This window comes from Xanthomonas cucurbitae, assembly GCF_002939885.1.
Lineage (GTDB): Bacteria > Pseudomonadota > Gammaproteobacteria > Xanthomonadales > Xanthomonadaceae > Xanthomonas > Xanthomonas cucurbitae.
In genome coordinates this window covers 13317-35481 of record NZ_MDED01000008.1, presented here as the reverse complement: position 1 = coordinate 35481, position 22165 = coordinate 13317, and the positions used below count along the sequence as shown (strand labels likewise).

At 64.0% G+C, this 22165-nt stretch carries 12 protein-coding genes and 1 pseudogene; 11 read left to right on the top strand and 2 right to left on the bottom strand.

Translation table 11 applies throughout. From position 1 onward, the window contains the following. The first annotated feature begins 131 nt into the window (after positions 1-131). The 5 genes from XcuCFBP2542_RS06225 to XcuCFBP2542_RS06205 all read left to right on the top strand — a co-directional run bounded on the left by XcuCFBP2542_RS06225 (position 132) and on the right by XcuCFBP2542_RS06205 (position 13088). Positions 132-3119, top strand: coding sequence for a TonB-dependent receptor (locus tag XcuCFBP2542_RS06225; protein ID WP_158251437.1), 2988 nt, complete (start codon positions 132-134; stop codon positions 3117-3119). Positions 3120-3125: 6 nt separating this feature from the next. Further along, positions 3126-5561, top strand: coding sequence for a glycoside hydrolase family 127 protein (locus XcuCFBP2542_RS06220; protein ID WP_104602746.1), 2436 nt, complete (start codon positions 3126-3128; stop codon positions 5559-5561). After that, the gene (locus XcuCFBP2542_RS06215; protein ID WP_104602802.1) at positions 5558-7195 is read left to right on the top strand and encodes a glycoside hydrolase family 27 protein; all 1638 of its coding nucleotides are present in this window, start codon (positions 5558-5560) and stop codon (positions 7193-7195) included. Before XcuCFBP2542_RS06220 ends, XcuCFBP2542_RS06215 begins: the two co-directional genes overlap by 4 nt. 490 nt (positions 7196-7685) lie before the next feature. Beyond that, positions 7686-10580, top strand: coding sequence for a TonB-dependent receptor domain-containing protein (locus XcuCFBP2542_RS06210; protein WP_104602745.1), 2895 nt, complete (start codon positions 7686-7688; stop codon positions 10578-10580). 123 nt (positions 10581-10703) lie between these two features. Next, positions 10704-13088 carry a glycoside hydrolase family 127 protein gene (locus tag XcuCFBP2542_RS06205; RefSeq protein ID WP_104602744.1) on the top strand — a complete coding sequence of 795 codons (2385 nt, stop codon included), beginning with the start codon at positions 10704-10706 and terminating at the stop codon, positions 13086-13088. A gap of 84 nt (positions 13089-13172) precedes the next feature. On the opposite strand, the gene htpG is transcribed toward XcuCFBP2542_RS06205, so the two are convergent. Next, on the bottom strand, positions 13173-15077 hold the full coding sequence (gene htpG, locus XcuCFBP2542_RS06200) for a molecular chaperone HtpG (protein ID WP_104602743.1): 1905 nt from the start codon (positions 15075-15077) through the stop codon (positions 13173-13175). Positions 15078-15317: 240 nt separating this feature from the next. Here htpG and rsmD point away from each other — a divergent pair, with 240 nt between their 5' ends. The 5 genes from rsmD to ggt all read left to right on the top strand — a co-directional run bounded on the left by rsmD (position 15318) and on the right by ggt (position 19245). Further along, positions 15318-15941, top strand: coding sequence for a 16S rRNA (guanine(966)-N(2))-methyltransferase RsmD (gene rsmD, locus XcuCFBP2542_RS06195; protein WP_104602742.1), 624 nt, complete (start codon positions 15318-15320; stop codon positions 15939-15941). Continuing rightward, the gene (gene coaD, locus XcuCFBP2542_RS06190; protein ID WP_104602741.1) at positions 15938-16444 is read left to right on the top strand and encodes a pantetheine-phosphate adenylyltransferase; all 507 of its coding nucleotides are present in this window, start codon (positions 15938-15940) and stop codon (positions 16442-16444) included. The genes rsmD and coaD overlap by 4 nt, the downstream gene beginning before the upstream one ends. 48 nt (positions 16445-16492) lie before the next feature. Continuing rightward, positions 16493-16990 carry a hypothetical protein gene (locus XcuCFBP2542_RS06185; RefSeq protein ID WP_170066956.1) on the top strand — a complete coding sequence of 166 codons (498 nt, stop codon included), beginning with the start codon at positions 16493-16495 and terminating at the stop codon, positions 16988-16990. Between the two features lie 198 nt (positions 16991-17188). Then, positions 17189-17473 (top strand): YfhL family 4Fe-4S dicluster ferredoxin, encoded by a 285-nt coding sequence (locus tag XcuCFBP2542_RS06175; protein ID WP_104602738.1) that lies wholly within the window; start codon positions 17189-17191, stop codon positions 17471-17473. Further along, positions 17470-19245 carry a gamma-glutamyltransferase gene (ggt, locus tag XcuCFBP2542_RS06170; RefSeq protein WP_104602737.1) on the top strand — a complete coding sequence of 592 codons (1776 nt, stop codon included), beginning with the start codon at positions 17470-17472 and terminating at the stop codon, positions 19243-19245. Before XcuCFBP2542_RS06175 ends, ggt begins: the two co-directional genes overlap by 4 nt. Positions 19246-19400: 155 nt before the next feature. On the opposite strand, the gene XcuCFBP2542_RS06165 is transcribed toward ggt, so the two are convergent. Beyond that, entirely contained in the window at positions 19401-19967 is a 567-nt protein-coding gene (locus XcuCFBP2542_RS06165; RefSeq protein ID WP_104602736.1) for a hypothetical protein, read from the bottom strand. Between the two features lie 366 nt (positions 19968-20333). On the opposite strand from XcuCFBP2542_RS06165, the pseudogene XcuCFBP2542_RS06160 reads away from it, so the two are divergent. Continuing rightward, a pseudogene (locus XcuCFBP2542_RS06160) lies at positions 20334-22077 on the top strand (glycoside hydrolase family 9 protein). Positions 22078-22165: the final 88 nt, after the last annotated feature.

The following is a 22165-nucleotide window of genomic DNA, read 5'->3' as shown; positions in this document are numbered from 1 at the left end:
CATCTGTGGAGAGATCCCAGGCGACTGTGGACGGGGGCATGTCTCCATAGCGGCTCATGAGGTGATCCATGCAAGATGCACGTCGTTCGTGTCGTCGCTGTATTCCTCTGTTGACTGGCCTCGCCATCGCCATGGCGTTGCTGCCCACCGAACATGCCGTTGCGCAGCAGGCGACTGGCACCCTTTACGGCACCGTCTCCACCAATGAAGCCGCACAGGTGGTGATCCGCAACACCGGCACCGGCGCCAGCCAGACACGCACGCCCAACCGTGATGGCAGGTTCAGCGTCGACGGTCTGGTACCGGGCCAGTATCGGGTGGAGCTGCAGGTCGCAGGCCGAAGCCTGGATGTGCAGGATGTAGTGGTCAGGCCTGGCAGTGCCACGCAGGTGGCGGAGCTGGCATCCGGCGACAAGCAGGCCGCCACGCTGGATACGGTGCAGGTCCGTGCGGATGCGGTGAACAACGCGGCAGACAATACCGTCCCCATCGATGTCACCACGCCGGTGCTGGTGCGCCAATACAGTGAGGCGCTGTTCCGCAAGACGGGCGTGGACACCAGTGGCGCAAGCGATGGTGGGAGTTACAACAATCTGCTCACCCAATTGCCGCAGATCTACATGGCGCAGGTCACCACGGGGCAGGGTTCCGGACTGGCATCGTTCAATGGCGGGTCGGGGACCGAAACCCGTTACTACATCAACGAGTTCGATACGACCTTCGACTACACCGGCGCAGGCGCCAGTTCAGTGCCGGGGGATATGATCGGCTCGGCACAGGTCATCGCCAATGGCGCATCGGCAAAGTATTCCAATGCAATGGGCGGGTCGGTATCGGCCACGACCAAGTCCGGCGACAATACCCTGCGTGCGGGCTTTGCATCGTCAATCGGCCTGCCACCATCGCGCACGCTCAATCCCAGGGTGCGCCCGTATCTGATCGAACAACGCAACGGCGTCAATCGCTATTACTACCAGGACCAAAGCACCAACGGCAGTACCGAAACGTCGTTCAACAATACCTACTTTCTCTCTGGTCCGTTGCTGAACGACAAGCTGTTCTTCAATGTGGTGCTGCAGAACAATCGCCCGCAGTCGCAGAGCAGCTTCATGGCCGGCGAGGTGGGCGAAGAATGGCGCACCTTCCGTTCTGCCTACAACAACCCCGCGCTCAACCTGAGCTGGGTCATCAGCGACGCGCAGCAGTTCGACCTCACTGCTGCGCGTTCGGATCGCAAAAACTACACAAGCATTAGCACCCTGGCCGAGCCATCCAATCCCGCGTCAGAGCGTAGCTATCTGCGCGATATACTGTTTGAGAGTCATGACGCGTTCTACCTGGGGCGCTACCGGTGGCAGCTCAACGACACGATGAATCTTTCGCTGATGGCCGGTTATTTCAGCCATATGGAAAAGAACAGCTTCTCCGACTCCGGACTGTACGCCGTGCGTTTCGACGAGCCGGGCGGAGTGGCGAATGTGTTAGCCAACGGTGTGCGCGACTCGGAAGAGCCGGTTACTTATCACAAGCGCGGGTTTCGCGCCGATTACACCTGGCAGTTGGGTGAGCACAAGCTGCAACTGGGCGCCGAGCACTACGACCTGTCGTTCGACAGCCTCAGTCTGTTCGGCCGCAATGGCGATTACACCTACCTGAACTATGGCCGTGACCAGGACCGTGCCGTGGTCGGTGATCTGGTGGTGCCGGCCAATACGCCGATCCTGCTCACCCATGTCGGCAGAAGTGGCGGGCCACTGGGGCAAGTGAATCGCGGCGGTTACGTGGAAGATTATTGGCAGGCTGCCGATCATTGGGTGGTCTACGGCGGCGTGCGCCGCGACAACAGCGGCGCGCGCCTGGCCAACGGGCGCAATGTGCTCGACCTGTACACCACATCGCCTCGGTTGGGCGTGTCCTGGGATGTACGTGGCGACAGCACGATGAAACTCGGCGCCAGTGCGGGTATCTACACCATGCCGGTGCCGGGCGTGATCTTGACGAGCCTGTTCAACGACTTCAGTGATGCCTATGTTGCCTCTACCTACGCCGGTATCAATCCGGATGGCACGCCGATCGCACCGCGTCAGATCGGCACTTATACCAATGCCAGCATCATCGGCGAGCCGGTGACCCTGACCTCGCGTAATCTGCGCAATGCGCGCCAGGACAGCTATACCCTGTATCTGCAGGACAACCAGCTGCTGCCGCATTGGTCCAGCACGCTGGAATTCAATCATTCCTCGGTCAAGCGTGCGCTGGCGGTGTGGAACGATCTCAGTAGCGGTCTGTCCAGCCCTGCGTACAAGTATCTTCAATCACTCGGGTTTGCCGATCCGCATCTGACCAATAATATGCTGGTCAACCCGGGCAGTGCGGTAGTCATTGACAACGATCTCAATGGCGATGGACAGCGTGAGCGGGTGACCCTCCCTGGACTTGCCACCGGGCTTGCCAAGCCACGTCGCGAGATCTATAGCACCAGTCTGGAGCTGGTGCACCCGGAGACTCCGGAGCAACCGGTGTTCTTGCTGTTCGGCTATACCTGGAAACATGTGTACGGCAATTACGAGGGCTATTACGGCGAGACCAACGGCAACGTGCTGGGGGCGCCGAACTTTCGCTATGCATCGTTGTCGGCGGGCAACAACGGTGATTTGCCGGCGGACGTGCGTCATGTGCTGCGTTTCAATGGCTCGCACACCTTTGGCGCCAGCGGTCTGTCGCTCGGGCTTGGTGCGGTCTGGCAGAGCGGGGCACCCCGTTCGTGCTACAGCCAGTATCCGGACCCCACCGACGCGGCCTACGACGCGGGTCCTTCCGCGTTTTACTGCGACGGGGTGGCGGTTTCGCGTGGCAGCCTGGGCCGGTTTCCCAGCTGGTGGACGCTGGATATGAATGCTGCCTACGAACGCCATTGGGGCCCGCAGATGCTGCGGCTGGAGCTGCTTGTGAACAATCTGCTGAATCAGGATACCGAGGTGGCCTCGGTCCCGTTTTATGGAAGCTACGCCGGCCAGGTCAATGGCCAACCTACCTGGGAGCGCGACAGATATTACGGCGCCAAGAGGGAAATCTACCCGCGCACGACCGGCCTGATCTTGCGCTACAACTGGAATTGAATCGATATGCATGATGAATCTGAGGCGCCTGTGCAGCATGGGACTGGGCAAGCGGCATGCGGGCATGTACCCGCGACCGACGCGGGCCAGTCGCCCATCGATGCTTCGCGCCGACGGCTGCTGCAGTGGAGCGCATTGGCGGTGGCTGCGGGCTGGTTGCGCTTTCCGCTGGAGGCCGCTGCAAGCCAGGCTGGCGCGGTCAATGCAGCGCCGCTGCAGGCCGTCAGGCTGAAACCGTCGCTGTTCCTGGAATCGCTGCAGACCAACCGCCGCTATCTGTTGGAGTTGGAGCCTGACCGGCTGCTACACAATTTTCTGCAGTATGCGGGCCTGCCGGCCAAGGGCGAGGTCTATGGTGGCTGGGAGGGCGACACCATCGCCGGCCATAGCCTTGGCCATTACCTCAGCGCGTTGTCCAAGATGTCTGCGCAGACCGGAGATGCCGAGCTGCGCAAGCGGGTGGACTACATCGTTGCCGAACTGGCGCGTGCGCAGGCAAAGGACGCCGACGGGTATGTTGGCGGCTTGACCCGCAAGAACGCCAGCGATCAGGTCGAGGCGGGCAAGCAGGTCTTCGAGGAGTTGCGCCGCGGCGTGATAAACGCCAGCGCGTTCAATCTCAACGGTAGCTGGTCGCCGCTGTATACCGTGCACAAGTTGTTCGCCGGCCTGCTGGACGCCAACGCGCTTGCCGGCAACACCCAGGCCTTGCAGGTGCTGCAGTTGCTGGCCAGCTATCTGGCCGGCGTGTTCGACACGCTCAGCCATGCCCAGATGCAGACCCTGCTGGGCAGCGAATTCGGTGGTCTCAACGAGTCGTATCTGGAGCTGGGCGCGCGGACCGGTAATCAGCGCTGGATCGAGATCGGGCGGCGTTTGCGGCACGAGGCGGTGATCGATCCGGCACAAGCCGGCAAGGACGATCTGCCGCATCACCATGCCAACACCCAGGTGCCCAAGTTCATCGGCGCAGCGCGTCAGTTCGAGGTGGCCGGCGATGTCGATGCCGCCGCTGCGGCGCGGTTCTTCTGGGAAACCGTGACCCGCCACTACAGCTACGTGATCGGCGGCAATGCCGATCGCGAATATTTCCAGGCGCCGGACAGTATCGCCAGCTTCCTGACCGAGCAGACCTGCGAGCACTGCAACAGCTACAACATGCTCAAGCTCACCCGGCATCTGTATCAGTGGACGCCGCAGGCCCGGTATTTCGATTACTACGAGCGCACGCTGTACAACCACACCATGGCCGCGCAGCATCCGCAGACCGGCATGTTCACCTACATGACGCCGATGATCGCTGGCGCCGAACGTGGCTGGTCGGACAAGTTCAATTCGTTCTGGTGCTGCGTGGGTAGCGGCATGGAGGCACATGCACAGTTCGGTGACGCGATCTACTGGGCCGATGCGGACACGCTGTACGTCAATCTCTACATTCCCTCCCGTCTGGACTGGAGCGAGCGCGGCGTGCAGTTGACGCTGGACAGTGGCGTGCCGGAGAACGGCAAGGTACGGCTGAGCCTGGAACGCGTGGATGCTGCGGCACCGACGCGGCTGGCGCTGCGCGTTCCTGCCTGGTGCCAGGGCAGGTTCCAGCTGCGGGTCAATGGCGTTGTCAGTGATGTAAAGGCCGACAAGAATGGCTACGCGCGGCTGCAGCGGCGTTGGGCAGCCGGTGACGTGATCCAGGCCGATTTCGAGATGCCGTTGTACCTGGAACAGGCGCCCGGCGACGCCGACACCGTGGTGGTGCTACGCGGGCCGCTGGCGCTTGCCGCCGATCTGGGGCCGGTGGAGCAGGACGACACGGCGTTGGAGCCGGCACTGGTGGCCGACGCCTCGCCGCTTGCGGGGTTCGTGGAGCTGCCCGAACCGGGCACCTATCTGGCCAGTACCTCGCGCCCGCAGGGATTGACCTTCGTGCCGTTTTATTCCCAGTACGACCGCCGCAGCGCGCTGTATCTCAAGCGCATGGATTCCGCGCAGTGGGATCGCGAGTCTGCACGTCGCCAGCGCGAGAAGGACGCATTCGCCGCCATGCAGGCCAGCGCAGTGGACATGATTCAGTTCGGTGACGAGGCGTCCGAGCAGGCGCATGGCTTGCGCAGCGATACTTCCTTCGGCGGTGCCTACCGCCGCCGCGCATGTCGCGACGTGCGTGGCAAGGGGTTTGTCGAATTCCACATGCGAGGCGACGATCGGCCACTGGCGATGCGCCTGCGTTTCTGGGGCAGCGACCAGGGCCGCTTCAACATCCTGGTCAATGGCAAGCTTGCTGCGGAAGTGGCCGTTGCACGGAGCCAGGTCATCGATTTTGTTGACCGTGACTATGCGTTACCGCATGCGCTGACCCGTGGTGCGAAACAACTGACGATTCGTTTCGAGCCACAACATGGCGATACGGCCGGCCCGTTGTTCGGTGGTTGGTTGGTGCCGGCATGAGTACCGCGCGCATCTGTCGTCCCGGCGAATCCTCGCGCTTGCAGCGCCGTGGCCGGGTGTCTCCTGTGTCCACCCGCCACCTGCGGTTGCTCCGCGCTGCGGTTGTGACCACACTGCTGGTCATTGCGGTAGTGCTGACAGCAGGTTGTCATGGGCAGGTCGGTGCCGCTACGGCACCAGCCGCCCAGGCCCCCGCCACTGCCCTGGAAGGCATCTGGATCCTTGGCGATGGGCCGTCGTTTCCCGGTGCGCGCCTGCTGCGGATCGAACGGCGCGACGGGCAGCTGCAAGGCAGCATCACCACCGACTGGTATGGCGATCTGCCAATGAACCAGCTGCGTATCGTCGACGGGGTGGCGCAGTTCCAGATCGATAATGGCAATGCCAGATTGCCGCCGCTACCGTGGGTGGCCAGCGTGCGCGACGGGCAGCTGCGGGTGAGCGGACGCATCTGGCACACCGAGGTGGATGTCGTCGGCCGACGGGGCAGTGCCGCCGATGCGCAGCGTCTGGCGTTCCACAGCGCGCCGCTGCCGCCATTGCAACGGCTTGCGCCCGATGGCCAGGCGCGTACGCCGCCGATGGGCTGGAGCAGTTGGAACCGCTTCGGCGACAAGATCGACGCAGCAACCATCCGTGCCATCGCCGATGCGCTGGTGTCTTCCGGCTTGCGCGATGCCGGCTACCGCTACGTCAATATCGACGACGGCTGGCAAGGCGAGCGCGATGCCGCCGGCGTGCTGCATCCCAATGCGCGCTTTCCCGACATGCGTGCACTGGCCGACTACGTGCATGCGCGCGGATTGAAACTGGGCCTGTATAGCTCGCCCGGCCCCAAGACCTGTGCTGGCTACATCGGCAGCTACGGGCATGTCGAGCAGGATGCCGCCACCTGGGCGGGATGGGGCATCGACTATCTCAAATACGACCTGTGCTCGGGCGAGGGCATCTTTCGGAGCGCCGACACGCGCAGGCGTGCCTATCAGCAGATGGGCCAGGCATTGCGCGCCACCGGCCGGCCGATGGTCTACAGCCTGTGCCAGTACGGCCGCGACAGTGTCGGCCGTTGGGGCCGCGAGGTCGGCGGACATCTGTGGCGCACCACCGGTGATATCGAAGACCACTACGCATCGATGGCGCGGATTGGCTTCGACAGCAACGGCAACCCTGACGACGCCGGACCGGGTGGCTGGAACGACCCGGACATGTTGGAGATCGGCAACGGCGGCATGCAGGAAGAGGAGTACCGCACACACATGAGTCTGTGGGCACTGTCGGCTGCGCCACTGCTGCTGGGCAACGATCTGCGGGCGATGTCGCCAGCCACCTTGCGGCTGTTGCGCAACCAGGATGTTCTGGCGATCGATCAGGACCCGCTTGGCCGGCAGGGGCGCGCGGTGCGCAAGGCCGACGGCATCGAACTGTGGTCCAAGCCGCTTGCTGATGGCAGGGTGGCGTTGGGCGTGTTCAATCGCGGCACGCAGGCACGGGATGTGACGTTTACGCCCGCAGACGCAGGCTTGGCGCACATCGCCCAGGTGCGTGACCTCTGGCGCGGACGCCGCCTGGGGCCATCCACCCGAAGCGTGCGGGTGGCAGCACATGGTGTGGTTCTGCTGGCACTGCGGCCCTGAGGCACCGCTGCATCCGACCAAGCCGGGTCGGTGCTGAACGCACGCAGGTTTTCCAGGCACGCCCAACCAGGCGTGCTGCCAACGCGCACAGGTTGCCGTTGCGCAGCATTGGTCGATTATGCGTGCTGCGGTACAGACCGCTGCACCGCATACCTCATTGCATGACCATCAATATCTGGAACATGCAGTTTTCCGCATGCCTTGTCGCCAATTGCGACAAGACGCCAGGGCGTGTACGCAGGCACATTGTGACCAACTGATGAAAGCGGGGCGCATGGGCGACTCCGCTACGTATCCACTTCGTTGAGAGACCGCGCGTTGCGGCAACACCACTTGCCGGTGTGCGCTTTGCGCTGTTTTCCTGCGTCCGCAGCGCCTGATCGCGGCCTGCTGCATCCGGGACCGCCTGCCATCTGTTCCGACCCGCGCTGGTGCATGCCGGCTCGGGCGTGTGTTGCCGCACGTCTGTCGTCCCAACCAGGAGTTCTGCATGCCGATGTTGCCGTTGTCTCACTCCCACGCCGCGTTTGCCAGCACGCACCCGGCACGGAGCACGCTCGCCAGCGCACTGATGGCCGTGCTGTCTCTCGCTGCCATGGCGCCGGTGCATGCGCAGCAAACGACTGGCGGCGATGCAACGCAGACCCTGGACAGCGTGGTGGTCACCGGTTCGCGTCTGCGCCGTGTGGATACCGAAACCGCCAACCCGGTAGTGACCGTTAGCCAGGAGCAGATCGCGGCCACCGGCAAGGCCACGGTGGGCGACCTGCTGCAGGAGCTGCCGTCCATTGCCGGCAATGCCACCAATCCCTATACCAACAACGGCGGTGGCACCGGTGCATCGGCGATTTCATTGCGCGGATTGGGCGACAAACGCACGTTGGTACTGGTCAACGGTATCCGGCTGGCCTACAACGACGTCAACGCCATTCCGGCCAGCATGATCGAACGCATCGAGGTGCTCAGCGATGGTGCCTCTGCCGTTTACGGCTCCGATGCCATTGGCGGCGTGGTCAATTTCATCCTGCGCACGCGCTTCGATGGCGTGCAGTTCAGCAGCGACTTCGGTACCAGCAGCGAGCGTGATGGAAATCGTCGCAACTTCGCGCTCACCGCCGGCCACAGCTGGGAGCGCGGCAGCCTGATCGGCGGGCTCTCGTATCACAGCATCGACCCGGTGTCGGCCGGCGCACGCGCCTACTCCAAGGACGCATTGGCCTTGATCGATGGCCAGCCGGTGAAGCAGGGCTCGTCCGCTACACCCACCGGCACGGTCAACTTCAACGATGGATCTGCGCAGTCCATGCAACTTGCGCAGGCCAACGGCTGCGGGCGCGTCACCCTCAACAGCGGTGTCAGCGGCCGCGCCGGCCCAGGCGATTTTCATTGCTACAACGCCGCTGCCGATTCCTACAACTACCAACCCTTCAACCTATTGCAGACCCCACAAAAGCGCACCAACGCGTTCTTGCTCGGCACCTATCGCTTCAGTGACCGCGTGGAGGGCTATGTCAATACATGGTTCAGCAAGACCGAATCCGCATCCATCATCGCGCCGATTCCGATCTTCTCCAATGGCGACAACATCCTGGTGTCCTCGCAGAGCTACTACAACCCGTTCGGCGTGAACTTCGGCACCGATCGCAGCACCGGGACGTCATACAACGACCTCAATACGCGCGCCACGGTGCTGGGAAACCGCAGTTACCAGTACAACACCTACAACTTCCAGATCAGCCCCGGGCTGCGCGGGAGTTTCGGTGACAGCTCTTGGCAATGGGATGCCACCTTCAACTACGGCAAGGTCAAGCAGAAATCGATCAACAACGGGTTTCTTGACTATGCGCAATTCAATCGCGCCATCGGCCCATCGTTCCTCGATAGCGACGGCACTGTCCGTTGCGGCAGTGCAGGTGCACCGATTGCCGGCTGCACGCCGCTCAATTTCTTCAACCTCAACGACCCGTCCAATCTTGCGACCTTGCAGGGAAAGGTGGTCAATCCCATCGTCACCAGTGTCTATACCGTCAAACAGTTCGAAGCCAATGCCAATGGCACGCTGTTCGACCTGCCTGCAGGCGGGGTGAGTCTTGCAGCCGGTCTTTCCTATCGGAAGGAGCGCTCCAGCACGGCATCGGACGCGCTATGGACAGGCGATGAGAACGGCTTGTGCGGTGTGATCGAATTCTGCTCGTCCACCTTGAGTGGCAGCTTCGACGTCAAGGAAGCCTATGCGGAAGCCCTGTTCCCGCTGCTCAAGGACCTGCCAGGCATCAACGCACTCAACATCACCCTGGGCACGCGTTTTTCCGACTACAGCTCGGTCGGCAGCAAGACCAATAGCAAGCTGTCGCTGGAGTATCGGCCGGTCGCAGACCTGCTGCTGCGCGGCACCGTGTCGCAGGTGTTCCGCGCACCCAACATCAACGAGTTGTATGCCGGCGTGGCCGGCGATTCGGCCACCGTCAACGACCCGTGCAATGGCTACACCGGCGGCAATGCCGTGGCCTGCGCCAATGTGCCCATCGATGGCAGCTACCGGCAGGCGGACGGCCAGGTGGCGGGCAAGGCGTCCGGTGCGGCCGTGGCTGGCTACCAGCTCAAGCCCGAGACCGGTACTTCCTACGATGTGGGCCTGGTCTACGACCCGCAATGGATCGATGGGCTCTCGCTCAGCGCCGACTGGTGGCGGATCGACCTGGCAGACACCATCACCACGGTCTCGGCGCAGACGGTGCTCAACCAGTGTTATGCCAACTCGGCCAGCGCATTCTGCGCATTGATCCATCGCAACGGCAACGGCACCATCAACTATATCGCCGAACCCACGGTCAATCTGGGCAAGCTCTGGGCCAAGGGCATGGACTTCAACCTGACCTATCGCCTGCCATCCACGTCCTGGGGCAACTTGGTCGCCGGCCTCAACGGGACCTATCTGACACGCTACGACGTGCTGCCCGATACCACCGATCCCAGCTCGGTCACCATCCACAACGTGGGTCGCTACACCCAGGCATATGGCAATTTCCCACGTTGGCGGGGCCTGTGCACGGTGAGCTGGTCGCTGGATGACTGGAGTGCTACCTGGCGCATCCGTTACGTGGGCAATACCGCCATCGGTAGCACGGACCCGGATCAAAGCCTGTCTGCCGATGCCGGCCAGCCGGGCGTGGTGCGCAAGGTCGGTGCCTATGTCTACAACAACCTGCAGCTGGGCTACAACGTGCAGCCCTGGCACACCCGCTTCGAAGTGGGCGTGGACAATATCGCCAATAAACAGCCGCCGCTGTATTACTCCAACAACGCGGGCAACGCCAACACCGATGTGGCCACCTACGATGTACTTGGGCGTTTCTACTGGGCGCGTGCTACGGTGAAGTTCTGACCAGCAGACGTATGGTTATGCATCCCGATGCGTTTATCCTGGCGGCGGGATGCATCGTTGAATGGCATGCCTGGGCATGTTCGTCACCCAACGCCTCCATTGACCGGAGCTTGAACTGAGCCAATGACCGACGTATTCGATCACAATGGACTCCACCATCAGGCTGGTCGCCTGTCGCGGCGACGTTTCCTGGCGTGGAGCAGTCTTGCGGTGGCCGCCGGCTTTCTACGTTTTCCCGCCGATGCCGCCGCTGCCCAGCCGGGCAGCATGCGTGCGGTGCCGCTGAAGCAGGTGCGGCTGGTACCTTCGCTGTTCCTGGACGCACTGCACGTCAATCGCCGCTACCTGATGCAGCTGGAACCGGATCGGTTGCTGCACAACTTCGTCTTGTACGCCGGGCTCGATCCCAAGGCGCCGGCGTACGGGGGGTGGGAGGCGGACACCATCGCCGGCCATACACTGGGCCATTACCTCAGTGCGCTGGCGCTGATGCATGCGCAGACCGGCGATGTGCAATGTGCGGCACGCGCTACCTATCTGGTCAGCGAACTGGCGCGTTGCCAGGCGCATGCCGGCGATGGATACGTGGCCGGCTTCACCCGCAAGAATGCAGCCGGGCAGATCGAGAGTGGGCGCGCGGTGTTCGACGAGCTCAAACGCGGCAAGATCGATCCTGCGCCGTTCTACCTCAACGGAAGCTGGGCGCCCTTGTACACCTGGCACAAGCTGTTTGCCGGCCTGCTCGATGTGCACGCGCACTGCGACAGCGCGCAGGCGCTACAGGTGGCCGTTGGCCTGGCTGGTTATCTGCAAGATGTGTTCTCGGCACTGGACGATGCGCAGTTGCAACAGGTGCTGTCCTGCGAGTTCGGCGGCCTCAACGAATCGTTCGTCGAACTGCATCTGCGCACCGGCGAGACGCAGTGGCTGACAGTGGCGCGACGGCTGCATCACCACGCCGTGCTCGACCCCTTGATCGCCCAGCGCGATGAACTGGTGCACCAGCATTCCAATACCAATATTCCCAAGCTCATCGGCCTGGCCCGCGAGTACGAAGTCACCGGCGATGCGGCTGCCGGCGCGGCGGCGCGCTTCTTCTGGCATACCGTGACCGACCAGCATACCTACGTGATTGGCGGCAATGGCGACCGCGAATACTTCCAGCAACCCAACAGTATTTCGAAGTTTCTCACCGAGCAGACCTGCGAACATTGCGCCAGCTACAACATGCTCAAGCTCACCCGCCACCTGCATCAGTGGGGGCCGCAAGCGGCGTTCTTCGACTACTACGAACGCACCTTGCTCAATCATGTGATGGCCCAGCAGCATCCGCGCACCGGCATGTTCACCTACATGACACCGTTGCTGGCCGGCGAGGCGCGCGCCTGGTCGTCGCCGTTCGGTGATTTCTGGTGCTGCGTCGGTAGCGGCATGGAATCGCATGCGCAGTTTGGTGACTCGATCTATTGGGAAGACGGGCAGGGCGTGTACGTCAACCTGTATGTGCCCTCCACGGTGCGCGATGCGGCCGGTTTCGCGCTCAGCCTGCGCAGCACACTGCCCGAACAGGGCCAGGTCACGCTGCAGGTCGATGCGGCGCCGGCAGCGGCGCGCACGCTCGCGCTACGTGTGCCCGGCTGGGCCAGCGCATTCACGCTACGGGTCAACAATCAGTTGCAGGGCTTGCAGCCGATCGACGGCTATCTGCGCATCGAACGGGTATGGGCTGCTGGCGACACGGTGTCGCTGCAACTGGAGATGCCACTGCGTCTGGAGCCCACCCCCGACGATCCTGCGTGGGTGACGGTCATGCGCGGCCCGCTGGTGTTGGCCGCCGATCTTGGCGACGCTGCCAAACCATGGAACCAACAGACGCCGGCCTTGATCGGCGGCGACGAGGTCTTGCAGCGCCTGCAGCCGCTACCGGCGCATGGCCATTACCAGTATCTCAACGGCACGCAGCAATGGCGCCTGTCGCCGTTCTACGCCCAGTTCGACCGCCGCAGCGCGGTCTATCTCGAACACCGCGATGCCGTCGCCTGGCAGCAACGCCAGGTCGAGCAGGCCGCCGCCGCGCATCGACAGCAGACGCTGGATGCCAGTGCGCTCGACTACATGGCCCTGGGCGACGAAGCCTCCGAGAAGGCCCACTCCCTGACCAGCGCCAGCTCCTACGCCCTCAGTTACCGCAGGCGTGCCGGCCGCGACGCGCGCACTGGCGGCTTCATCGCTTTCACCTTGCGCAACACCGCCCAGGCCCGCATCCTGCGCTTGCGCTACTGGGGCGACGAAACCCGTCGCCGCTTCCGCCTCCTCGCCGATGGCGAACTCATCGCCAACGAACGCCTCGACGGCAACCGCGGCCTGGACTTCGTCGATGTGGACTACGCCTTGCCCGCAGCGGTCGCAGGCCGCGCCACCTTGCAGATCCGTATCGAGCCGGAGACCGGTTATTCGGCAGGGCCGGCGTTTGGGTGCTGGGTGCTGGAGGACGGCCGCAACGCCTGATCCAGTACCCTTGCAAGGTCGTCACGCGAGCAAAAAAAGACCGGCATCAATGCCGGTCTTTCCTCTGCATCCTGGCAGCGGCGACTACGCCGATAATTCCAGCAACAGCTTGTTCAACCGCCGCACATACCCGGCCGGGTCCTTGAGGCTATCGCCTGCGGCCAATGCGGCCTGATCGAACAGCACGCGGCTCAGGTCGCCGAAGCGGTCCATATCCTGCTCCGCATCGAGTTTCTCGATCAGCGGGTGGCCAGGGTTGAATTCGAACACCGGCTTGCTTTCCGGTACGGCCTGACCGCTGGCCTCCAGCAGTTGGCGCATTTGCAGGCCCAGGTCGCCTTGGCCGATGGCCAGAATAGCCGGCGAATCGGTCAGGCGGTGCGAGACGCGCACTTCAGCCACCTCGTCGCCAAGTGCGGCCTTGATGCGCGAGGCCAGGCCTTCCTTCGACTTGGCCACTTCTTCCTGCGCCTTCTTGTCTTCTTCCGAGTCCAGCTTGCCCAGGTCCAGGTCGCCGCGGGCCACGTCCACGAACGACTTGCCGTCGAACTCGGTGAGATAGCTCATCAGCCATTCGTCGATGCGGTCGGTGAGCAGCAGCACTTCGATGCCCTTCTTGCGGAACACTTCCAGATGCGGGCTGTCCTTGATCTGCGCGTAGCTCTCGCCGGTGAGGTAGTACAGCTTGTCCTGGCCTTCGGCCAACCGGCTCACGTAATCGGTCAGGCCGATGCTCTGCGCGCCGGTGGTGTCGTGCGTGGAAGAGAAGCGCAGCAGGCCGGCGATCTTTTCGCGGTTAGCATAGTCCTCGGCCGGGCCTTCCTTCAGCGCCTGGCCGAAGTTGCGCCAGAACGTCACATAATCGTCGGGCTTGTCCTTGGCGAGTTTTTCCAGCATGTCCAGCGCCCGCTTGGTCAGCGCGGACTTCATCGAGTCCACCACCGGGCCCGATTGCAGAAGTTCGCGCGAAACATTGAGCGACAGGTCCGAGGAATCCACCACGCCCTTGATGAAGCGCAGGTACAGCGGTAGGAATTGTTCGGCCTGGTCCAGCACGAAGACGCGCTGCACGTACAGTTTCAGGCCCTTGGCCGAGTCGCGGTGGTACAGGTCGAACGGGGCACGGCCAGGCACGAACAGCAGCGAGGTGTAATCCAGCTTGCCTTCGACCTTGTTATGGCTCCATGCCAGCGGGTTGCCGGCGTCATGCGCGATGTGCTTGTAGAACTCCTGGTATTCCTCATCCTTGATCTCGGACTTGGGTCGCGTCCACAGCGCGCTGGCGCGGTTGACCACTTCCCACTCCGGCTCTGCGGGCTTGTCGGCCTCTTCGCCGTAATGCTCCTTGCGCATCTCGATCGGCAGGCCGATGTGGTCGGAGTACTTCTTGAGGATGTTGCGCAGGGTCCAGCCGTCGGCAAACGCGTCTTCGCCGTCCTTCAGGTGCAGCACGATGCGGGTGCCGCGCTCGGGCTTGTCGATGCCGGCCACTTCGAATTCGCCTTCGCCACGCGAGGACCAATGCACGCCTTCGTTGGCGGGCAGGCCGGCGCGGCGCGAGTACACATCCACCTGGTCGGCGACGATGAAGGCGCTGTAGAAACCCACGCCGAACTGGCCGATCAGGTTGGCGTCCTTCTTCTGGTCGCCGCTCAGGTGCTTGAGGAAGTCGGCGGTGCCGGACTTGGCAATGGTGCCCAGGTGCGAGACGGCATCCTCGCGGCTCATGCCGATGCCGTTGTCGTCGATGGTGACCGTGCGGGCGTCCTTGTCGCATTCCACACGGATGCGCAACTCGCCGCCGCCTTCCAGCAGTTCGGGCTTGACCAAGGCTTCGAAGCGCAGCTTGTCGGCGGCGTCGGCGGCATTGGAGACCAGCTCGCGCAGGAAGATTTCCTTGTTGGAGTACAGCGAATGGATCATCAGCTGCAGCAGCTGCTTGACCTCGGTCTGGAAGCCCAGCGTCTGCTTGTCGGTGTCAACGGTCATTGGGGTCGTGCTCCGTGGTGGTCCAGGCCGCATGTCGGCCGATGGCTTGGGGGATGTGGCCGTGGGCAGGTTTTTTCAAGGCGCATGGGCACGAATGTGTCGTGCAGTGCTGCCGCGTCGGGGAGGGCGGGGGCGTCAGCGACGGCGGTATCATGGGCGCTCCCTGGTCGCGCCTTGAGCCATGCCGTCACTCGATCCCGTCATGCTCCACCTGTTTCGGCCCGCCAGCGGCAGGCCGCGATGAGCCGCCCGGCGCGGCCGGCGCCGCGTGGCGTGGAGGGCCAGGTGCGGATCGTGGGTGGGCGCTGGCGCAATACGCGGCTGGCGGTGCCCGAGGCACCGGGCCTGCGGCCGAGCAGCGACCGCGTGCGCGAGACGGTGTTCAACTGGCTGATGCCGCGCCTGCCCGGTGCGCGCGTGCTGGACCTGTTCGCCGGCTCCGGCGCGCTGGGCCTGGAATCGGTCTCGCGCGGGGCGGCACACGCCACCTTGATCGAGCGCGACCCAGGGCTGGCGCAGCGCCTGCGCGAGCATGTGGCCCGGCTGGGTGCGGCCGAGCAGGTACAGGTGCTGCAGGAGGACGCGCTGCGCTGGCTGGAGCGCGCGCCTGCGGCCGCAGCCGATATCGTGTTCGTCGACCCGCCGTTCGCGGACGGCCTGTGGGCCGGCGTGCTCGAACGCCTGCCCGCGCACCTGGCCGCCGAGGCATGGCTGTACCTGGAAGCGCCGGCCGATGCGGTCCTGCAGCTGCCGGCCAGCTGGCAGCTGCACCGCGAGGGCGGTACCCGGCAGGTGCGCTATGCGCTGTATCGCCGGGCCGCTGCTACACTGAACGGCGATCCGACCCCGGTAGTTTCCGTATGAGCGTGGCCAATAGCCGCACCGCCGTCTATCCCGGTACCTTCGACCCGATCACCAATGGCCATATCGACCTGGTGAACCGCGCCGCGCCGCTGTTCGAGCGCGTGGTGGTGGGCGTGGCCTACAGCCCGTCCAAGGGGCCGGCCCTGCCGTTGGAAAAGCGCGTCGCGCTGGCGCAGGAAGCCCTGGCGGCGCACACCAATGTGGAGGTGCGCGGCTTCGATACGCTGCTGGCCCATTTCGTGCGCGACATGAACGCCGGGGTGCTGCTGCGCGGCCTGCGCGCGGTGTCGGATTTCGAATACGAGTTCCAGATGGCCAGCATGAACCGCCATCTGATCCCGGAGGTGGAAACCCTGTTCCTCACCCCGGCCGAGCAGTACAGCTTCATTTCGTCGTCGCTGGTGCGCGAGATCGCGCGGCTGGGCGGCGATGTTTCCGGTTTCGTTCCGGCTTCGGTGGTCGAGGCACTGCGCCAGGTGCGCGCATCCCGCGCCCAGGCCTGATCCGATCGTTCGTTACATCACCACACGCTTTTCAACGGGAGGAGTTTCATGAAACACACCATGCGCGCTCTGGCGCTCGCTTCGATCGCCGCGCTGGCGGTCACCGCCTGCAAGAAGGAAGAGGCCGCGCCGACCGCTGCCGCGGCGCCCGCGCCGCTGAAGGCGCCGGCCAAGGACGACAATGCCGGCTGGAAGAAGTACCTGCCGGAAGTCGTCGGCCAGAATCTGGGCACCACCACCAACAGCCCGTTCCTGTATTACTTGCCACCGGAGTCCGATGCCGAGTTCACCGGCAGCTACGAGCGCCAGCTGGAAAGCGTCAAGACCGCGCTGGCGCGTGGCGTGACGCCGGGCAACATGCTGGCTTTCGGTTCGTCGGCCTCCGCCAAGATGGCCGACCTGATCGAGGCCGCATTCAAGGACGTGCCGCCGGATTCGATGAAGGGCGTGCGCGTGCTGTTCATCGGCGATGCGGCCGAGAACGCGCGCGTGCAGACCATCGTCCAGCCCAAGGGCGCGGAATACACCTTCGTTGAAGCCAAGTAATGCCGTGCCAGGCCGGATGCGCGGGAGGGCGCAGCCGGCCGCGGCGTGGACACGCACCATGTTGCTGATGTCGCACTCCATCGGGGCCGGCCACTGCTGGCCGGTTCCCGGCAACGCCCTCGGCGTTGCGGAGCTGCGCGCCCGCCTGCGGCAGCGCGCTCACTGCCGGTGCCCGGCGCTGCCCTGCGAGTTGCCGCCATGTCGCTGAAGATCAACGAACTGTGCGTCAACTGCGACGTCTGCGAGCCGGCCTGTCCGAATCAGGCGATCTCGATGGGCGAAACCATCTACGTGATCGACCCGGCGCGCTGCACCGAGTGCGTGGGGCATTTCGACGAGGCACAGTGCGTGGTGGTGTGCCCGGTCGAGTGCATCGACCCGGATCCGGACATTCCGGAAACCCACGATCAATTGCTGGCCAAGCTCATGCAGCTGCAGCGCGATCATCCCGAACTGTACGAACAGGAGCCCCCCATCCCGTGAGCACTTTCTCCCGACGTTTTTCCGTGCGCGGCCTGTGGCTGCTGGCCCTGGTGCTGGCACCGCCGGCCTGGGCCGCCGATGCCGCCAGGCCCGCCGCCACCAACACCGCAGCGGCCGCACATCCACCTGGCGCGGCGGTGGCTAGCGGCCATGCCCTGGCCACCGATGCGGGGCTGCAGATCCTGCGTGAGGGCGGCAATGCCTTCGATGCGGCGATTGCGGTGTCCTCCACCCTGGCGGTGGTCGAGCCGATCAGCTCCGGCCTGGGCGGCGGCGGGTTCTTTCTGCTGCACGACGCCAGGACCGACAAGGACGTGATGCTGGACGCGCGCGAGTACGCGCCCGAATCGGCCACACCGGAAAAATTCCTCAACCAGCAGGGCGAGCTGGATCGCGACCGCTCGGTCAACGGCCCGTGGTCGGCCGGCATTCCCGGCCTGCCGGCCGCGCTGGTGGAGCTGGCGGCCAAGCATGGCCGGCTGCCGCTCAAGCAATCGCTGGCGCCGTCGATCCGTATTGCCAGCGAGGGCTTCCCGGTGTATGCGCGCATGGCCAAGGGCTACGCTTCGCGGCGCGAGGTGATGGAGCGCTACCCCGGCACGCGCGAGGTGTACCTGCGCGGTGGCAAGCCCATCGCCGAAGGCGACATCTTCAAGCAGCCCGAGCTGGCGCGCACGCTCACGTTGCTGGGCGACAAGGGCTTCGACGGCTTCTACAAAGGCGAAACCGCCAGGAAGCTGATCGCCGGCGTCAAGCAGGCGGGCGGGCGCTGGACGGCGGCCGAGCTGGCCGGTTACACGGTGAAAGCGCGCGCGCCGATCCAGTTCGATTATCGCGGCTGGAAAATCACCACCGCACCGCCGCCGTCCTCTGGTGGTATCGCGCTCGCGGCCATGCTGCAGATTCTGGAAGGCTGGGACGTGAACAAACTCGATGAGGTGCATCGCACCCATCTGGTGGTGGAATCGATGCGCCGTGCCTACCGCGACCGCACGTTCTTCCTGGGCGACCCGGACTTTGTCGATGTGCCGCAGCGCGTGCTGACCAGCAAGGATTACGCACAAGGCCTGCGTGCCACCATCAACCCGGACAAGGCCACGCCCAGCGATCTGCTGTCGGGCAATCCGACCCCGCTGGAAGACGACGAAACCACGCACTTCTCCATCATCGACGGCGAGGGCAACCGCGTCGGCGGCACCCAGACCGTCAACCTGCTGTATGGCTCGGGCTTGATCCCCAAGGGCACCGGCGTGCTGCTCAACAACGAGATGGACGACTTTGCGCTCAAGCCAGGCACGCCGAACGCGTTTGGCGTGATGGGCTACGACGCCAATGCCCCCAAGCCGGGTAAGCGCATGCTCAGCTCGATGACGCCGACCTTCATGGAATCGGCCGACAAGGCGATCGTACTCGGTACACCGGGCGGAAGCCGCATCATCACCATGGTGCTGTTGGGTATTCTGGGCTACGACGCCGGGCTGGATGCGCAGGCGGTCAGCGCGCTGCCGCGCTACCACCACCAGTGGTTGCCGGACGTCATCGATGCCGAAAGCAATGCGTTCTCGCCGCAGACCGCCAACGGCTTGCAGGCAATGGGGCACGCGCTGAAACAGCCGGGCGACAGCGCCGAAGGCGGGCGCGGTTCCAGCCATGTGTGGGGCAACCTGCAGACGGTGGAATGGGACAAGCGCCGCAACGTGCTCAGTGGCGGCAGCGACCCGCGTAACCCGGTGGGCAAGGCGCAAGTGCAGCTGGGCACGCCTGCGCAGTAACGCACGCAGGTCTGCTGCGCGCGCCGCCGCAGGGCGGATGGCAAACAGGGACCGCAACACGGGGTGGCGAAAGCCCACCCCGTGTTGTGTCAGGCAACCGGCCGCATTGCGATGGCCGCGCGCATGTTGCAAGCATCCAGCGACCGCCGCCTGCATCAGTTGAGTTTGAAGTAGGTGGGTCTGCCCCCGTTGTAGCAGTTAGCGCCTTCCAGACCTATGCTGCCGGGAGTGTCTGGCGTTCTCGGATAGACGTGGCAGGCGGTATACGCAGCAGCGTTGCCGGTGAACCGTACCGTGAAGTGCTGCCTCTTGTCTGCGCTTGCATGGACACCGCCATTGGCCTCAATCGTTACCTCACATGCCGGCTGCGCAGCCGCCTCGCACTGTTGCAACGTCGCCTTCAACGGGCCGCTGATGTTGGCGTACATCCCGGAAATCCAGTTGTTCTGAACCTGGTTGGGGCTGGCATTCCATACCTTGGTGGCGAGCGCGGCCTGGCTCAAGCTGAGCAGCCCTATGGACAGCACGATGGCGAGACTTCTTGCTCCGCTTAGATGTCGTTGCGAGGGGTGCGGCTGGCATGCGCTGCGGTAGGAGAAAAAAGAGGGAGCGGTCAACAGGATTGTCATGTGTTCATCCTTTGCATAGAGAATGGTCTGCTGTAGAGCCCGTTGGATGTAGTGAGCTTCCAGTTGGGCCTGCACTGCGGTGGTGCGCGGCATCACCGCAGCGCCAAAGTAGGTTGGTATCGGCGCGAAGAATTGGCGTAAATCACGGAAGTTTTGGCCGTTTCGATGCGATGTAGCTGCGCGTCGCCATGCTTGGGCGGCGTTTAGGCGGCGTCGGCCAATCGCTTCGGTGCAATTACCGAAGGACTGCGAAACAGCCGGCAGTACACTGAACCGAAGGTATCGATATCACCGTCTTGGCGAGCCGTTGTTGAATCCTGGAACTTGCTTGTTTACTCAGTGAATTCGAAACTGGTCAGCAAGCCCAAGTGCTGACCAAGAGATTGGTTCCGTCGCTCAGCTGTAATCGCCTTCGCTGATCGGCCTTGTAGTAGCGGTGCAGTGCGGACACCATGAGATATGAAAAAATTTACCGCTTTATCGATTGCCGCTGCGCTAGCCGTCCCATCGGCTGCTTGTACTGCTGAGCCCGCAATAGCTGGCTCCGGTGCGGAAATCCACGTCAACCAACTCGGCTATCTACCGGGCTCGGAAAAACTTGCCGTGCTCGGGCTGCCACAAGGCACAGCAATCCGCGCGGATCGCTTCACCCTCGAAGATGCGCAAGGTCGGCGCGTGTTGCAGGGCACGTTGCAGCCTGTCGCAGCGTGGCCGCCGGCCGGGCAACAGGCCCGGGTGGCGGATTTTTCCAGCGTGCGTGCAGCCGGAACCTACCGTTTGAAGATCGATGGGCTGCCGCCGTCGGATGCCTTCCCGATCAACGCCTCGGCCTACCAGCCGGTGATCGACTCGGCGCTGAAGGCGTTCTATTTTAACCGTGCCAGTACCGCGTTGCCGGTGCAGTTCGCCGGGCGCTATGCGCGCGGCCGGGCATCCGGATACCGATGTGCGCATCCACCCCACGGCCGCCTCGGCCACGCGGCCGGCAGACAGCACCATCAGCGCGCCCAAGGGCTGGTACGACGCCGGCGATTACAACAAGTACATCGTCAACTCCGGCATCAGCACCTACACCGTGTTGGCGGCCTACGAGCATTACCCGGCGCTGTTCAAGGCGCAGGCGGTGAGCATTCCCAATGACGCGCCCGGCGTGCCCGGCATCCTGCAGGAAACCTGGTGGAACCTGGAATGGATGCTGGCCATGCAGGACCCGGCCGATGGCGGGGTCTACCACAAGCTCACCGACAAGCAGTTCGATGGGTTGGTGATGCCGGCGCAGGCCAGGCAGCAGCGCTATGTGGTGATGAAGGCCACTGCGGCTACGCTGGATTTTGCGGCGGTGATGGCGGCCGCCAGCCGCGTGTACGCCCCGTTCGACAAACAGTATCCGGGCGTGTCCGCGCGCATGTTGAAGGCTTCGCGTGCCGCCTGGGCGTGGGCGCAACAGCATCCGGATGTGATCTATCGCCAGCCCGACGACGTGCGCACCGGTGGTTACGACGATGCACAGGTGGCCGATGAATTCGCCTGGGCGGCGGCCGAGCTGTATGTCACCACCGGCGAAGATGGGTACTACGACGCCATGCTGGCGCGCAACGTGCCCGCCAGCGTGCCGGGTTGGAGCAACGTGGGCGGGCTGGCGTGGATGTCGCTGGCCGCGCATCGCGACACACTCACCCCGCACGCGGATCGTGCGCGCATCCTCGGTGAGGTCACCGGCCTTGCGCAGCGCCTGGCCGAGCAGTGGCAGGCATCGCCGTGGCGGTTGGCGATGACCGATACCGATTTCGTCTGGGGCAGCAATGCGGTCGTCCTCAATCAGGCGATGATGCTGTTGCAGGGCTATCGCGTGACGCAGCACCGCGGTTACCTGGATGCCGCGCAGTCGCAGCTGGACTACATCCTGGGACGCAACCCGCTGGGGCTGTCGTTCGTCACCGGGGTGGGGCAGCGCACGCCGATGCATATCCACCATCGCCCTTCGGAGGCCGATGGCATCGCTGCGCCAGTGCCTGGCTGGCTGGTGGGCGGGCCGCAGCCGGGCCATCAGGATGCCAAGGATTGCAAGGTGGCGTATCCGTCCAGGCGGCCGGCGCTGTCGTACCTGGATGATGCCTGCAGTTACGCGACCAACGAGGTGGCGATCAACTGGAACGCGCCGCTGGTGTATGTCAGTGCGGCGATCCAGGCGTTGACGCGCTGAGGCGGGCTTCAGTGCTCTTCCTTCTCCCATCGGGAGAAGGTGGCGCGTAGCGCCGGATGAGGGTGCGGCGTTGGCAGGAACACTGACG